The organism is Parafrankia sp. FMc2 (genome assembly GCF_041008525.1).
Lineage (GTDB): Bacteria > Actinomycetota > Actinomycetes > Frankiales > Frankiaceae > Parafrankia.
In genome coordinates this window covers 1-14725 of sequence record NZ_JBFLUG010000161.1, presented here as the reverse complement: position 1 = coordinate 14725, position 14725 = coordinate 1, and the positions used below count along the sequence as shown (strand labels likewise).

Sequence of the window (14725 nt, the reverse complement as noted above, 5' to 3'; positions counted from 1 at the left end):
AAAGAAACAACAAAATATTATATACGTGCTCGTTAGATGTAGGCTCCAGAGGTTATATAGACTACGGCGTTCCTACGGCTCCACTGTCGTTCTCGACAATCTCGACCTCACCGTCGCCGACGGCGAGTTCGTGTGTCTGCTGGGCCGCAGCGGCTGCGGCAAGACCACGCTGCTGCGCACGCTGGCCGGTCTGGACAAGGCCGACCTCGGCGCGGTCGACGTCCCGGACCGGGTGGCCGTCGTCTTCCAGGAGCCACGTCTGCTGCCGTGGAAACGCGTGGGCTTCAACGTCCGCTACGGCCTGCCGAACAACCGTGAGTCGGCGGCCCGGGCACGGGCTGCCCTGGCCGAGGTCGGGCTCGACACACACGCCGACGCCTGGCCCAAGAGCCTCTCCGGTGGCCAGGCGCAACGGGTGGCGCTGGCGCGGGCGCTGGTACGCGAGCCGCGGCTGCTCCTGCTCGACGAGCCCTTCGCGTCACTCGACGCCCTCACCCGCATCACGATGCAGGGCCTGATCCGGGAGCTGGCCGAGCGCCACGGGGCCGCCGCCGTCCTGGTGACGCACGACGTCGACGAGGCGATCCTGCTCGGGCACCGCGTCCTCGTGATGGAGGGCGGTGCGTTCACGTACGAGGTCGACACCTCGGAAGCCGGCAGGAGCCACCGCGGCAGCACTGCCTACGAGGCGCTGCGCCGAGATCTCCTGAAACACCTTGGAGTGGAGGAACAATGACGGCTGGATCGCCGGCCGCCGTACCGACGGGTGACGAGTCACCGTCCACGGGGGCATCATCAACGCCGGCGGTGTCGACATCTGTCCCGTCGACACCTGTCCCGTCGACACCTGCGCCGTCCACGGAGGACCGGTTGCGGGAGCTGCTCGACAAGCAGGACATCCGCGAGGTCGTCCTGCGCTATGCCCGTGGCATCGAACGTCTCGACGCCGAGACCCTGGCGACCGCCTTTCACGACGACGTCATCTACGAACATCACATCGGGGCGCCGTCCCCGCCGTACTCCAACGCGCGCGAGCTGGCGGAGCTGATCGTCGAACTCGCGCGGAAATCCCCGCTCACGGCGAAGTTCCTCACCGCGCCCAGCACCCTGATCGAGCTGGCGGGCGATGTCGCGTTCGCCGAGTCGCACGCGATCGCCCTCAACGTCTTCGCCACGCCGGAGGGTGAGGTCACCCACTGGCGCGGCATTCGCTGGCTCGACCGTTTCGAGCGCCGCGGCAGCTGGAAGATCGCCCACCGAGTGATCCTGCACAGCGGTTTCGAACGGTACGAGCCGGCCGCGCCCTCCCCGGCAAGCGCCTCGTTCCACCCGGACAGCCAGAGCCGCAACCATCCCGACGACCTCGTCTACCACCTGCGCGAGCGCCTTACCCCCGGCGGGGTGTGGACGTGAGCGGCCGCCGGGTTGTCGTGATCGGCGCCGGCGTCGCCGGGCTGGGCGCGGCGCTCTTCCTCGCCGACGGCGGGCACGAGGTCACCGTCGTCGAGCAGGACGTGATGCCCGAGATCGGTGACGGCGACGAGGCGTTCACCGCCTGGGAACGCCGCTCCGTCCCGCAGTGGAGGTTCGCGCACAGCTTCTCGGCGCGCTCGCGCGGAATTCTGGAAGCCCGCGCGCCCCAGGTGCTCGCGCACCTGAAGGCCGACAGCATCGAGACGTTCAACGCGCTGACGTCGTTCCTGCCCGCGGCGGCGCGACGTCCCGAGGACGCCGCGTTCACCGCGATTCTCTCCCGGCGGCCGGCGTTCGAACTCGCGCTGCGCCGCGGTGTCGAGGCCGACTCCCGCATCCGGCTGGTCACGCCGGCGCGGGCCGGGGGGCTGCTGCTGTCGAGCGGGGGCCGCCCGCGGGTCGAAGGCGTGCGGCTGACCGGCGGCGCGACGCTGGCCGCCGACATCGTCCTGGACTGCGGCGGCCGCCGGTCACCGGTCACCGGGTGGCTCGCGAGCGCGGGCGTCGACGTGCCGGCGGACCGGCAGGCGTGCGAGTTCACCTACTACTCCCGCTACCTGCGCGCGACCGGCGACGGACGGTGAAGAGCGGCTTTCCCCGAGCCGACCTCGGCTACCTGATCTGCTGGACGTTCCCCGGCGACCACGGGACCTACGGTGTCGCGATCGGCGGCCCGCCCTGGGACAAGGAGTTCAAGGTCCTCCGGCACAACTGGGCCTGGGAGCGGCTCGCGGGCGCCGTGCCGGCCATCGCCGGCTGGGTTGATCCCGGCACGGGCGGTGTCCCCGTCCAGGACGTCCAGGTGATGGCCGGGCTCGCCAACCAGCGGCGGCACTTCGTGGTCGACGGCGTCCCGCTGACGGCGGGGCTGCTCGTCCTGGGCGACGCCCTGTGCACGACGAACCCGTTCTTCGGCTGGGGCGCGTCGATCGCGCTGACCCACGCCGCCGCGGCCGCCGACACGCTCGCCCGGCCCGGCGACGACATCGCGGCCCTGACCGCGGCCTACTACGACAGCGTCGAAGCCGAGGCGTCGTCGCTGTACCGGTCGGCCTCGACGATGGACCGGCTGCGGTCCTACCGGTGGCGCGGCGAGCCCGTGCCCGCCGCGGACCTCGACGCGGCCGAGGAGGAGGACCTCATCACCCGCGGCCTGATCCCCGCGGCGACGAAGGATCCCGACCTGCTCCGTGCGCTCATGCGCAGAATGGCCCTGCTCGAACCGGTGGAGACCCTGTTCGACGACCCGGTGGTACGGGCCCGGGCCGAGGCCGCGCGGGCACGGACCCAGGCGGACGCGGTCACGATGGGCCCGTCCCGCGAGGAGGCACTGGCACTGCTGTCGGCCGCTCAGATCGCGGCGGGCCACCAGTCGTCCGACAGCGACGCCGGGTAGGGGCCGCCGTCAGGCTGCGGGATCCGCTTCACCAGCCGGCGGTACCGCAGCCGCCAGCCCTCCTCCGTGCAGACCAGGATGTCGAGGCAGTCACCGGAGGTGACCGTCGCGTCCGGGCGCACCGCGAGGTAGCGGCTGCGGGCCCGGACCGATCCGTCCGCGTTCTCGAACAGGACGAGGTCCTGGGTGTGGTGGTCAGGACGCGGGTAGTCGGTGGGAAGCTGGCGCAGCTGCTGGTGGAACTCGTCCAGTGTGAGCACCTGGTCACCACCGTCGGTCGTGATCACGAACTGCAGATCGGCCGTGAAGACCCGGCCGAACAGGTCGCCCCGCATGTTGTCGACGATGTGGTTCGCGAGCGCGATCGTCTGCCTGATGGCCTCGACGTCGGTGGAGGAGAGTGCACGGGGGGCGAGCTGCATACGGAACAGGCTATCGCTTTGTCTTTTCGACGCCTTCCAAAGCCAGCACCAGCAACCGTTCGGCATACGCGCCGCCGCCCTCGACCTGTTCGGCCGCCCACGCGACGGAACAGGACAGCAGCAGCAGGTCCTCGACCGACACATCGTGCCGGAGGACCCCCGCCCGCTTCGCGCGGTAGACCAGCCGTCCGAACGACTCGTGCATGGCCTCGCACGGAGCCGCCACCCGCTCCTCGTGGGCCATGATCCCGGCAGACTGCGCGGCGAGGCCCCTGAAACGGCCCATGGCCGCGACCAGCTCCAGCAGCCAGCCACGGACGGCGCCGCCCGGGTCCACGCCCGGTTCCGCGAGCAGCTCGTCGGCGCGCACGGCCAGCTCGGCGAACCGTTCCGCGACAACAGCGGCCAGCAGGGCCCGACGGGTGGGGAAGTGCCGGTACAACGTGCCGACGCCGACCCCGGCCAGTCTGGCGATGTTCTCCGGCGGCACGTCGACGCCGTCGCTCTCGAACGTCGCGACCGCCACCTCGAGCAGCCGCCGCTCGTTACGCGCGGCATCGGCGCGGCGGGCCCGCCCCGCCTCCGGCGGACTCGGCGCGGCCTCCGGCGGACTCGGCGCGGCCTCCGGACGGGCCTGCGCGGTGTCTGCCACAGGAGGGTGCGTCATAACCTGAACAGACTATCGAATCTGCCTGCAGGGCATGAGGAAGTGCCGCGGCACCGGCAGGACCATCAGGGTCAGGACCATCAGGGTGCGACCGCGGGCGGCCGGCGCATCGCAGGGTGGAGGAGTTCCGCCGTGCCTCGGCGGTAGAGCGCGGCGGGCCGGCCGCCGTCCCGGGCGGTCGAGTGACCCACCGGTTCCAGGAAGCCGGGCGTGCCGGTGACCTTGCGGTGGAAGTTGCGCGCGTCGAGCGGGGCGCCCCAGACGGTCTCGTAGACCCGGCGCAGCTCGGCCACGGTGAACTCGGCCGGGCAGAAGGCGGTGGCCAGTGTGGAGTACTCCAGCTTCGCCCGGGCCCGCTCCACCCCGTCGGTGAGGATCTCCGCGTGGTCGAAGGCCAGCTCGCCCAGGCCGGGCAGTGCGGCGACGGGGACGAACTCGGCCGCCGCCGCATCCGTGCCGCCCCGCGGCTCGGGCAGGTCGGGCGCGAGGGCCAGGAAGGCGATCGTCAGGATGCGCGCCCGCGGGTCCCGGTCGATCGCGCCGTAGGCGGCCAGCTGTTCCAGATGCACGCCCGGCCACGCGGAGCCCCGCGGCGGCAGCTCGGGCAGCAGCAGGCCGGTCTCCTCCGCCAGCTCCCGACGAGCGGCCTGGGCGAGAGTCTCGTCCGGGCGGACGAAGCCGCCGGGCAGCGCCAGCGCACCCGCGAACGGCGCCAGCCCCCGCCGGACCAACAGCACACACAGCTGGTCAGCCCGGATCGTCAGGATCACCAGGTCAACCGTCACGCCGTAGGCGACGTACCCGTCGTCCGGCAGCCTCTCGTCCGTCACACAGCCGACTGTACCCGGCACTCTCGTCATATTGACGAAAACCCCTCTCCCCTCTTATCGTCATATTGACGAGATCGACCGACCCGGGCCGGCTCCGCCGACAGGCGCCCCGGCCAGCCACCAGCGAGGAGGCCACCGTGGCCGACATCAGCCGCGCCCCGTTCCTGCGCCATCTGCGGGGCACGCCGACCGCCTACGTCCGCCACGTCAGCGGCGGGAAGACCCGGCACGAGGGGGTCGGCCTGAGCTTCTGGTACCGGCCACGCACCGCGGTCATCAGCGAGATCCCGGTGGACGACCGGGAGCTCCCCCTGCTCTTCCACGCCCGGACGTCCGACTTCCAGGACGTCGCGGTACAGGCCACCGTCACCTTCCGGGTGGCCGAGCCCGCGCTGGCCGCCGGCCGGCTCGACTTCGGCGTCGACCCGGAGACCGGCGCCTGGCGCGTGACCCCGCTGGAACAGCTCGGGGGTCTCATCGTCGAGACCGCCCAGCAGCACGCCTTCGACCTGATGGCCCGCACCACGCTGACCAACGCCCTGGTCGACGGCGTGCCGGCCGTCCGCGAGCGCATCGCGGCCGGGCTCGTCGCCGACGAGCGGCTGGCCGCGACCGGAATCGCGGTCGTCGGTGTCCGGGTCGTCGCGATACGCCCCGAACCCGAGCTGGAGAAGGCGCTGCGCACGCCCACCCGGGAACAGATGCAGGCCGAGGCCGACCGGGCGACCTACGGCCGGCGCGCGCTCGCCGTCGAACAGGAGCGCCGCATCGCCGAGAACGAGATGCAGAACCAGATCGAACTCGCCCGCCGCGAGGCGGACCTGGTGGCCCAGCGCGGCGCCAACGACCAGCGGGTCGCGACCGAGAAGGCGGCCGCGGCCCGGATCGCGGTGGAGGCCAGGGCCGAGCACACCCGCCTCACCGCGGTTGGCGACGCCGAGGCGACCCGCCTGGCCGCCGCGGCCCGAGCCGAGGAGATCGAACGGATCGGCGCCGCCGAGGGCACCGCCGAGCAGGCCCGGGTGGCAGCCCTGCGCGACCTCGACAACCGCACGGCGATCACCCTGGCCGTCCGCGACCTGGCCGGGAACCTTCCCGACATCCAGGCCCTGACCATCACTCCGGACGTCCTGAACGAGCTGCTGACCAGGCTGGCCGGCGCGACGCGGACCGCTGCGACGCAGGCTGGCGCGACACAGGCTGGTGCGGCGCAGACCGGTGCGGCCTGATGGGCACCCTCGCCCCGCGGGTCGTCCTGGTGCACCGCCGCACCGAGTACGCCGAGCTGCTCGAACGGCACGGCACCGCCGGCCAGGCCGCCTTCTTCCTGGCCGGCCGCGGCCGGGACCTGGCCGAGGTACGGGACCGCGACGCGGCCGTGACCGCGGCCCGCCGCGCCGCGCTCGCCGCCGTGCCCGCCGACTGGCGACGAGGCGAGGTGGAACGCTCCGACCTCGACCGCTTCCTGTTCGCGCCCGACGACCTGATCGTCTGCGTCGGCCAGGACGGGCTGGTCGCCAACGTGGCCAAGTACCTCGACGGCCAGCCGGTCATCGGCGTCGACCCGGAACCCGGCCGCAACCCGGGCGTCCTGGCCCGCCACACGGTCGGCGAGCTCGCCGGGCTGCTGCGGACGACAGCGAGCGCGGCAGCCCGCGGTCCGGGCGGTCCGGGTTATCCGGGCGTCGGACAGGACCACGGCGGCCCGGCCGTCCACTCGGCGGCCATGAGGGCCGCGACGGCCACCATGGTCGAGGCGGTGTCCGACGACGGCCAGCGGCTGCTGGCACTCAACGAGATCTACGTCGGACACCCCTCGCACCAGACCGCCCGCTACCAGCTCGCTGCCCCGGACCACACCGGCGCCGTCCGCTCGGAGCGGCAGGCGTCGTCGGGCGTGCTCGTCGGGACCGGAACCGGCTGCAGTGGCTGGTGCCGCTCGGTGTGGCAGCAGCGGAGCAGCCGTCTTCCGCTGCCCTCCCCCGACACCGCCGGCCTGCTCTGGTTCGTCCGGGAGGCCTGGCCGTCACCGAGCACCGGCACGAACATGGTCGAAGGCCTCCTGCCCGCACCGGCCCGCATCGAGATCCAGGTGGAATCCGAACGGCTGGTCGTCTTCGGCGACGGCATCGAATCCGACACGATCACGCTCGCCTGGGGACAGCGCCTGACCGTCGGCGTCGCCGAACGCCGGCTACACCTCCGCTGACTCAACCTCCGCTGACTCCTGGGGGGACCCCCGTCGCGCCCCTTTGACGCCCAGCAAGAGACCACATGTTCCGAGGCCGTTTCATGATCTCCGCTGTCTACGATCAGTGGCGGTAGGCCGGTCTGCAGCAGCACCGGCGCCGACCTGGAGGGAATGTGGGTTTCTGGGGCACCTACGTCGTGGGGCGTGCGAGCCGGCCGCTGACCGAGCTCCCCGCGCTGCGACCGTCAGCAGCGAAGGCGAGCTGGCACTGGCACGGAAAGGGCGGATGGCAGGTCGTCCAGATCGAGCACGGCCCCGACGGCTGGAACTCGCCGGATCTCCCCCGCGCCTGGGACGGCCTCCTCCAAGGGCTGACCAGGCAGTCCGGGCACCCGGTTCTGGCCGCCGTCATCAAGCACAGCGAGGGCGCGCAGCTCCTCGGCCACAGCTCGCGCACCGGCCGCTGGGGTGGCTGGATCATGGCCGAGAACATCACCTGGCGTCTCCTGCCCGAGGACGGGCCGCGCCAGCACTGGGACGAGAACGGCATCCGGCACACCGAGAGCACGGCCGACTACAGGCGACGCGAGCGGCTCGCCCTCGACCACCTCTACGCGACCGCCGGTCCGCCCGGGGCCCGATCCGCCCCCTCCGCCGTCGCGTGGGCGACCGAAGCCGGCCTCATCCCCGACCCCGCGGCCGTGGCCGCCGCCCTGGACACCGCCGCCGACTTCGCCGAGGAGGCGCTTTTCACGTTCCTGACCGCCCTCGGCCTCCCCGACGCCCCGGACCTCCAGTTCTGACAGCTGGGATCACGCGGTGCAGGTCGTAGTCGGCTGCGGCAGCGGGCAGAGACCGGTCAGGCACCCAGGTTGGTGAAGCGGACGGGTTCGCGCAGGGCGGTGGTGGCGGCGGGGATGTCGGCGAGGCGGGTGGCGAGGGTGGCTTCGGCCAGGCGTGGGGGTAGGGCAGTATTGAACTTCAGGCCAGCCAGCGCTTCGTCAGTCACATGGGGCAGGCACAGGCGGGACGCCAGGTCCGCCGTCGAGGCTTTCCAGGCGGCCGGAGTCAGGTCGGTGCGCAGACGCAGATAGGCCGCGTTCGGTGTCTGCGTGGGGTCGGCGAGGTCGCCGAGACTCGCGACGAGGGTGCGGTTGGCTCGTTCCCCGGCCCAGGTCCACCAGCGGACGTCGGTCAGGTCCTCCGTCCGGACGATCATCGTTCCGCCCTGGTGGACGACATTGAGGTGGTTGTCGCGGACGGTCTCGAGCCGCTCCGCCGCTCGACGGGTGAGGGGCACCGGCGGGTCTGTGCCGAGCAGGGCGTCCCGCATTGCCCGAGCCAGTTCGAAGGACATCCCGCCATCGCCGTAGGTCAGCCAGCGGGCCCGACCGCCGCCGGTCGCAGGTTCGACAAAGCAGCGGCGGCGTTTCCAGTCGATGTGGGTGACCCGCCAGCTGCGGCCGGCGAGCAGCAGCAGCCGCGGGCCCTCGACCGGGTCGGTGAGCAGGACGGGGTCGGTGCGGCCGATCTCGTCCCGGCCGTGCAGAACGGTGAACTCGGGCGCGGCGGTGAACACGGCAGTCAGCTCGGAGAAGTGCCGGTGGCCGAAGCGGCGCTCCGCCTCGGGCCCGACGAACAGCATCCCGCCGTCGGAGTCCAGGTAACCGGCACGGACAAGGTGGCGCACGATCGGCTCCGCCGAACGGTCGAACGGGGCCAGGCCGTTCCATTCGTCCACCCAGGTCCGGTCACCGATCCGGTTCTCCTGCAGGCAGTAGGCGAGCAGCTGCTGGGCGACGATGTGCCGCGGCTCCGGCGGCGCGACGACCGGCTCGACCCAGCCGCTCCCCCACAGCGACAGCAGCCCGGCAGCCTGCACGAGCGCGCTCTCGGTCAGGGTGAGGAACAGGCAGTTGCGGGTCGTCCCCGCCCGCCGTCCGGTGCGGCCGAGCCGCTGCAGGAAGGACGCGACGGTCGTCGGGGCGTTGATCTGGACGACCCGGTCGAGGTCGCCGACGTCGACGCCGAGTTCCAGCGTGCTGGTGGCGACGATGACGCAGTCCCGGGCCTCGGCGAACGCCTCCTCGGAACGGCGTCGCTCCTCGGCCGACAGGGACGCGTGGGAGAGGAACGTGGTCACGCCGAGACCGCGCAGCGCCTGGCCGAGTTCCTCGACGGTCTTCTTCGAGTCGCAGAACACGAGCCGCTTCTCGCCCCGGTGCAGCGCCGCCAGCACCTTCGCCGCGTTCGTCACCGACCCGACGTAGTCGAGCTCGATCTCCCCCGCCGGCGGCGCCGGGGTCAAGGCCGGCGTTGGACGGACCGCGGGCAGGTCGGGGGCGACGACCTGGGCGGGACGTCGGCCCGCGCCGGAGCCCTGTAGCCAGCCCAGCAGCTCGCTCGGGTTCCCGACCGTCGCCGACAGCCCGATGACCTGCAGCTCCGCCTCGGTCGGCGGGACGGCCGGGGCACGCTCGGCGGCGACGAGTCGGCGGAGCCGTTCCAGGACAGCGAGCAGGTGCCAGCCACGATCATCGCCGGCGAAGGCGTGGACCTCGTCGACGATCACCGCTCGTACGCCGGAGAAGAAGCCCCGGTGATCGGTCCGGACGCTGACCAGCATCGCTTCCAGCGACTCCGGGGTGGTCAGCAGGACGTCGGGCCGCTCCCGGCGGATCCGGGCCCGCCGGCTCTCGGGGACGTCGCCGTGCCAGACCGCGGCCTGCCGGCCCAGCCACCCGGTGTAGGTCGCCAGCCGGGGGGTCAGGTTGTTCAGCAGCGCCTTGAGTGGACACAGGTAGAGGACGGACGTCCCCTGCCAGTTCTCGGCCGCCATCCGCGACAGGACCGGGAAGGTGGCGGCCTCCGTCTTTCCACCGGCGGTCGGCGCGAGCAGCAGCGCGTCCGATCCGGCGAGCAGAGGGGCGACCGCCTCCTCCTGCAACGGCCGCAGCCCGGGCCACTGCAGCGTGTTGACGATGTGGTGCAGCACCACGGGGTGCAGCAGATCCGCCGGGTCGACGGCGGCGGACGCCCGCGGCTGCGCGGTCACGCCCGGCCCGGACCGGCCTGGCCCTCGCCTGCCACGTCGCCGTCCAGGTCCAGGTCGATGTCGTCGGCGCGGGCGGCGTTACGTTCCAGGTCGGTCATCTCGGCCGCGCCGATGGTCAGCGGGTAGTCGCGGCGGGGGTCGAAGTCCTCGAACTGGTCGACGCGGTCGAGGACGTCCGCGACGAGTTTCTTCAGGAACAGCCTGGGCGCGACGCCGACCCTGCCACCGAGCCGCCCGGCGACCGCGCCGGCCAGCTCGCCGAGGTAGGCGTCGTCGACGAGCCTCGCGATCCGTCCCGCCTCGTCACCGGGCAGACCCGCCGCGTAGAGGCCTCGGACCCGGCCGCCGAGCTCGACCAGCGACGCTTCGGTGAACCCGGTCAGCCGCAGCTGGACGGCCCGCGGATTGTCGAACTTCGGGTCGGCGGTGAAGTCGGTGGCGAGCCGCTGCACGAGCGGGGGGAGCCGGGCGACGCCCTGCGTGCCGTCGAAGAAGGCCGGGGTGCCGGTGATGACCAGGAGCAGGCCGGGGAAACGGCCGCTGTGCACCTCGTCGATGAGCTGGCGCAACGCGTTCAGCGCCTTGTCCCGGGCGTCGGACCGGACCCGCTGCAGTGTCTCGACCTCGTCGAGGACGAGCAGCAGCCCACGGAAGCCGCTGTCGCGCAGCACCACGAGCAGCCCCTGCAGGAAACCGAGTGCCCCGAAGTGGTCCAGGTCGCCGCGGACCCCGGCGGCGCGGCGGGCGCTCGCGGCGACGTGCGGCTGCCCGCCGAGCCAGGCGAGCACCGCCGCCGCGCTCGCCTCGTCACCGGCGGCCAGGGCCGCCCGGTAGCCGCGCAGCGCGGCGGCGAACGCGGGCGCCGTCCGGCCGACGTCGGCGAGCCGGCGGTCGACCAGCTCGCCGACGGCGCGGTCCAGCGCCGCCGCGTTCACACCGGCCGCCTCGTCGACGGCGAGGACGTCCTCCTCCAGGGCGTAGAACCAGCCGTCGACGACCTGGCGCAGCGCGCTCGGCGGGAACGTCGCCGTGGTCAGCCGCTCGGTGAGCCGGCGGTAGACGGTCTCCAGCCTGTGCAGCGGGGTCTCGTTCTCCGAGATCTGCACCTCGGCCGTGGCCAGACCCGCCCTCTTCGCCCGTTCGGCGAGCCAGCGGGTGAAGAACGTCTTGCCGGAGCCGTACTCGCCGCGGACCGCCTTGAACACCGACCCGCCCGAGGCGACCGCGGCCAGGTCCTCGGCCACGGAACGCTCGAACCAGTCCAGCCCCACGGCCAGCAGGTCCAGCCCGGCGGCCGGCACCGCCCCACGCCGCAGCGCGTCGAGGACGTCCCGGCGCCGCGCCGCACTGACGTCGGCAGCGGTCACGTCGTCAGCCCGAACTGGTCGCACAGCAGCTGGACGTTGAGGCGCAGCGTGTGGCCGTCGTCGAGTGGCTCCAGCACCGGGTAGTTGTCGATGTTGAAGACGCGTTGCAGGTTGACGGCGAAGCCGGCGGCTCGATGGGCCAGCTCCCCGGCCCGCTCGGCGACGACGCTGGTCGCGAGCGTGCCACCGGCGTCGAGCAGCACTCGCACCGCCGTCTCGACCTTCTCGACCGGCACCCGCCGCGCCAGGCCGCTGAGCTGGAACCGGAACAGCTCGCTGGCCAGCAGCCCGGCGACGAGCACGTCGGCGCCCGTCGCCGGCGCGGCCTCGGCGGGCACTGGCGACGCGGCCGGTGACTCGGCCGGTGAAGCGACCGGCGACGGCGACGCTCCAGGTGCCGTGTCCTCCGGCAGGTCGAACAGTGCGGGGCCGGCCTGTACCTCGGCTGTCCTGGACCGTCTGCGCGGCTGTGCCGCCGGGGCGCTGACGGGAGCGGCGTCACCACGGCGCCGACCGACGAACGCGGTGTCGCCGTCGAGCCCGGCAGGCCCGCCGGGCCCACCAAGCCCGCCGAGCAGGTCCTGCTCCAGCGACCACCAACGGGGCCGCTGGTCGGGCAGCAGTCGCCAGCCCGCCGGCACATCGCGGCTCGTCGACGCCGCAGACAGGCGGAACGGCAGGAACGCCAGCACCGGCACGGTCACCTCCGCCGCCGACGCGCCACCGTGGTAGCCGCCCCTGCGGCTGCGGTAACGCAGTGCCGAGTCCCACAGCGCGACGATCCGCCCACCGGGGGCGAGTACCCGCGGCCCGGCGAGCGCGACCTCGCCGTCACGGACATCGTCGCGCACATCGGTACGGGCATCGTCAGCCGGGACGCGGTGCCGCGCCGAGACGGCGTCCTGGGCGGCCAGCGGCGACGTCCCGTGGTCGAGAACGTGGCCGTGGTCGCTGGTGAGGATCACGGCCCGGCCCGCGGTCTGCGCGTAGCGCAGGATGGTGCGCAGCTTGCCCACGTCGGCGAGGCTCCAGCCGCCGTCGTCGCGCTGCCGGCCGGAGTCCAGCAGGTCGTCGACGGTGTTGATGACGACGGCGACGAGCGGGGTGTTCGAGGTCAGCTCGGCGCTGAGCTCCCGGTCGAGCGCGGCGCCCGGCGTGCCGTCGAGGTCGGCGTGGTGGAACAGTCGGACCGCGCGTCGCCGCCACCGCGGGTGGGCCTCGAACTCGCCCTTCTCCTTCGCCTTGTCGCCGGTGAGGAGACGTCCGGTTAGCAGAGAGGTACGAGACGTCTCCGTCACGGTCGGCAGGACGGCCAGTGCGCTCCGCCGCCGGGCGGCGCTGCCCGCGCCCTCGCCGAGCGGGTCGCATTCCTCCCACCGCTCGCGGCGCAGTCCGGCGGCGAGCTGGATGGCGACGGCGGCACTCATCCCGTCGAGCACGACGAGCAGGGCCTTGCCCCGGGCCGTGACGACGGGGGCGACCACCCGGTCGAGGACCTCCTCGATGCCCAGCGGCGCGCCCCCGGTCTCGCCGGTGCTGGGCAGGCGGCCGGTCGTCGTCCAGTCGGCGAGGAGCCGGGCGAACCGGGCGTCGAGGTCGTGCCGCCGCCGGATCGCGGCCCGGTACAGGTCGCCGTAGGCGGCGCCGACCGTGGGCGCCGGGTCGCCGACGGCCAGCTGGTCGAGTGCGATGTCGGCCCAGGCCGCGTCGTCGAGATAGCCGTCGAGCGCGGCCGCGAGCGTGCCGGGGCCGTCCCCCGGCCGGCCGGCGAGCCAACCGGCGACGCGGGCCGCCATCTCGGCCCGCTCGACCTGCCCGGCTTCGAGGCCGGCGACCAGATGCGCCCGCAGGGAGCCGACAGCGGTCGCGACCTCGCGGGCCGCGGTCTGCGGGAACGTGTGGTGCACACCGGAGCCGGCGGCGGTCAGGAAACCGCGCAGTGTGGTGGCGACGGCGGACAGCCGGTGGTCGAACCCGGCCCGCAGGATGTCGCTGGTCGCGCCGGCAGCCCGTGCGTCGAGTTCGTCGAGCAGTCGGTCCGCGGTCTCCAGCAGCCCGGTCAGGTCGTCCCGCGTGTTCATCCCGGTGTGGACGACCTCACGGACCGCGTCGGCGAACCGGCGCATGGTCTCGTCGTCGAGGTGGGTGTCACCGAAGTACCGTTCCACCCGGCCCTTCGCCCGTTCGACGGCCGCGGCGTCCAGACCGCCGGAGCGGCCGTCGGCAGGCCGGGCGTCGGCGGAACGGTCGTCCTTCCCGGGCCACAGACAGTCGCAGACCAGGCCGAGGGCCAGCGAACGCTCGCCGTTGCCGGCGGCGACCAGCGTGGTCAACGCGCGCCCCGCGTGCCCGGTCCGCTCCCGCAGGAACGCGGTGATGCCGGCGCGCTCGTCGGCGCCGAGCCGGCGGAACGCCTCGGTCGCCCCGGGAACCGTCGTCCAGCGCAGCAGCGTGGCGATGTCCAGGTCGGCGGCGCCGAGACCCAGTTCGGTCAGGCCGAGCCGGACGGCGGTGAGCTCCGCCAGCGCGTCCTCAAGGCTGAGGACACCGCCCGGCCGGCGCGGCCAGCCAGCCGGCGGACGTGCCTCCAGCAGCGCCCTGGCCATCCAGCGGTGGGCGTGGGTACGCAGCCGCGGGTCGAGCTGGGCGGCGCCGAAGTCCTCCGTGACCGCGGTCCACGGCTCGATCACGTCGACGCGCTGGCCGTGGACCTGGGCGAGCACGGTGTCGCCCAGGGTCTCCTCGTCGGCGTCGGTGAGCAGCACGAGCCAGCCGTCGGGCGCCGGCTCCCGCCCCCAGCGCGCGACCTCCTCCAGCACGCCGAGCGGCGAGACGCAGGCGACGACCCGGACCGGCCGACCGTCGACCGACAGCTCGCCGGGACCGGGCCACTCGGGCTGCGCCCGCACCAGCAGGATCCGGGCCAGCTCGCCACCCGTGCCGGTCAGCCCGCGCAGCAGGCGTCTGACCCGGTTGACCAGCACCGCGCTGGTGACCAGCGGCGGGGGCGTGCCGGAGCCAGAGCTTGCTGGATCTGCCGCGGGTGACAGGATGCTCACCGCGCGGGCCGCCAGATGATCTCGATCTCGCCGAGCTGGTCACCAACGTGCTTACGGACGTCGGCGAATGTCTGGTCCAGCTCGGCAGGCCGCGCGAACCACTGCCGTTGGGCCGGGGTGACGGATTCCTTTCCAGGATCCGTCCCGCCGTTCCTGCCGGTCACCACCGGCGGTGTGATGAGCGGGGGTGGAGTCGGGTTGGGGGGCGGCGGTCAGATCCGCAGAGCTCCAGAACACCTGTTGTTTATACGCATATGACACTACA

At 73.1% G+C, this 14725-nt stretch carries 14 protein-coding genes; 7 read left to right on the top strand and 7 right to left on the bottom strand.

Annotation, left to right across the window (positions count from 1 at the left end; all coding sequences use genetic code 11):
- Positions 1-25: 25 nt before the first annotated feature.
- The 4 genes from AB1460_RS31465 (at position 26) to AB1460_RS31450 (ending at position 2869) form a co-directional block, all read left to right on the top strand.
- Positions 26-736 (top strand): ABC transporter ATP-binding protein, encoded by a 711-nt coding sequence (locus tag AB1460_RS31465; RefSeq protein WP_368965713.1) that lies wholly within the window; start codon positions 26-28, stop codon positions 734-736.
- A gap of 134 nt (positions 737-870) precedes the next feature.
- On the top strand, positions 871-1413 hold the full coding sequence (locus AB1460_RS31460) for a nuclear transport factor 2 family protein (RefSeq protein ID WP_368965712.1): 543 nt from the start codon (positions 871-873) through the stop codon (positions 1411-1413).
- On the top strand, positions 1410-2057 hold the full coding sequence (locus tag AB1460_RS31455; RefSeq protein ID WP_368965711.1) for an FAD-dependent oxidoreductase: 648 nt from the start codon (positions 1410-1412) through the stop codon (positions 2055-2057). The genes AB1460_RS31460 and AB1460_RS31455 overlap by 4 nt, the downstream gene beginning before the upstream one ends.
- Positions 2054-2869 (top strand): hypothetical protein, encoded by an 816-nt coding sequence (locus tag AB1460_RS31450; RefSeq protein WP_368965710.1) that lies wholly within the window; start codon positions 2054-2056, stop codon positions 2867-2869. The genes AB1460_RS31455 and AB1460_RS31450 overlap by 4 nt, the downstream gene beginning before the upstream one ends.
- Here AB1460_RS31450 and AB1460_RS31445 read toward each other — a convergent pair.
- From AB1460_RS31445 to AB1460_RS31435, 3 genes are all read right to left on the bottom strand, one after another.
- A complete protein-coding gene (locus AB1460_RS31445) occupies positions 2824-3291 on the bottom strand; it encodes a nuclear transport factor 2 family protein (protein WP_368965709.1) in 468 nt (155 codons plus the stop codon). The genes AB1460_RS31450 and AB1460_RS31445 overlap by 46 nt on opposite strands.
- Before the next feature lie 10 nt (positions 3292-3301).
- Positions 3302-3943, bottom strand: coding sequence for a TetR/AcrR family transcriptional regulator (locus AB1460_RS31440; RefSeq protein WP_368965708.1), 642 nt, complete (start codon positions 3941-3943; stop codon positions 3302-3304).
- A 95-nt stretch (positions 3944-4038) separates the two neighbouring features.
- Positions 4039-4818 (bottom strand): NUDIX hydrolase, encoded by a 780-nt coding sequence (locus AB1460_RS31435; RefSeq protein WP_420497424.1) that lies wholly within the window; start codon positions 4816-4818, stop codon positions 4039-4041.
- A gap of 107 nt (positions 4819-4925) precedes the next feature.
- Between AB1460_RS31435 and AB1460_RS31430 the strand changes: the two genes are divergently transcribed.
- The 3 genes from AB1460_RS31430 to AB1460_RS31420 all read left to right on the top strand — a co-directional run bounded on the left by AB1460_RS31430 (position 4926) and on the right by AB1460_RS31420 (position 7782).
- Complete coding sequence (locus tag AB1460_RS31430; RefSeq protein WP_368965706.1) at positions 4926-6017, top strand: SPFH domain-containing protein; 1092 nt, start codon at positions 4926-4928, stop codon at positions 6015-6017.
- A complete protein-coding gene (locus AB1460_RS31425) occupies positions 6017-6997 on the top strand; it encodes a hypothetical protein (protein WP_368965705.1) in 981 nt (326 codons plus the stop codon). The genes AB1460_RS31430 and AB1460_RS31425 overlap by 1 nt, the downstream gene beginning before the upstream one ends.
- A gap of 155 nt (positions 6998-7152) precedes the next feature.
- Complete coding sequence (locus tag AB1460_RS31420; RefSeq protein WP_368965704.1) at positions 7153-7782, top strand: hypothetical protein; 630 nt, start codon at positions 7153-7155, stop codon at positions 7780-7782.
- A gap of 56 nt (positions 7783-7838) precedes the next feature.
- On the opposite strand, the gene AB1460_RS31415 is transcribed toward AB1460_RS31420, so the two are convergent.
- The 4 genes from AB1460_RS31415 to AB1460_RS31400 are packed head-to-tail and all read right to left on the bottom strand — an operon-like array spanning position 7839 to position 14627.
- On the bottom strand, positions 7839-10034 hold the full coding sequence (locus AB1460_RS31415; RefSeq protein WP_368965703.1) for a DEAD/DEAH box helicase: 2196 nt from the start codon (positions 10032-10034) through the stop codon (positions 7839-7841).
- The gene (gene brxD, locus AB1460_RS31410) at positions 10031-11401 is read right to left on the bottom strand and encodes a BREX system ATP-binding protein BrxD (protein ID WP_368965702.1); all 1371 of its coding nucleotides are present in this window, start codon (positions 11399-11401) and stop codon (positions 10031-10033) included. Before brxD ends, AB1460_RS31415 begins: the two co-directional genes overlap by 4 nt.
- Positions 11398-14460 carry a BREX-2 system phosphatase PglZ gene (gene pglZ / locus AB1460_RS31405; RefSeq protein WP_368965701.1) on the bottom strand — a complete coding sequence of 1021 codons (3063 nt, stop codon included), beginning with the start codon at positions 14458-14460 and terminating at the stop codon, positions 11398-11400. The genes brxD and pglZ overlap by 4 nt, the downstream gene beginning before the upstream one ends.
- The gene (locus AB1460_RS31400) at positions 14457-14627 is read right to left on the bottom strand and encodes a hypothetical protein (protein WP_368965700.1); all 171 of its coding nucleotides are present in this window, start codon (positions 14625-14627) and stop codon (positions 14457-14459) included. The genes pglZ and AB1460_RS31400 overlap by 4 nt, the downstream gene beginning before the upstream one ends.
- Positions 14628-14725 lie beyond the last annotated feature (98 nt).

Coding starts and splice junctions, on each gene's coding strand:
- AB1460_RS31425 (WP_368965705.1), top strand. CDS start 6,017: ATGGGCACCCTCGCCCCGCGGGTCGTCCTGGTGCACCGCCGCACCGAG.
- AB1460_RS31435 (WP_420497424.1), bottom strand. CDS start 4,818: ATGACGAGAGTGCCGGGTACAGTCGGCTGTGTGACGGACGAGAGGCTG.
- AB1460_RS31445 (WP_368965709.1), bottom strand. CDS start 3,291: ATGCAGCTCGCCCCCCGTGCACTCTCCTCCACCGACGTCGAGGCCATC.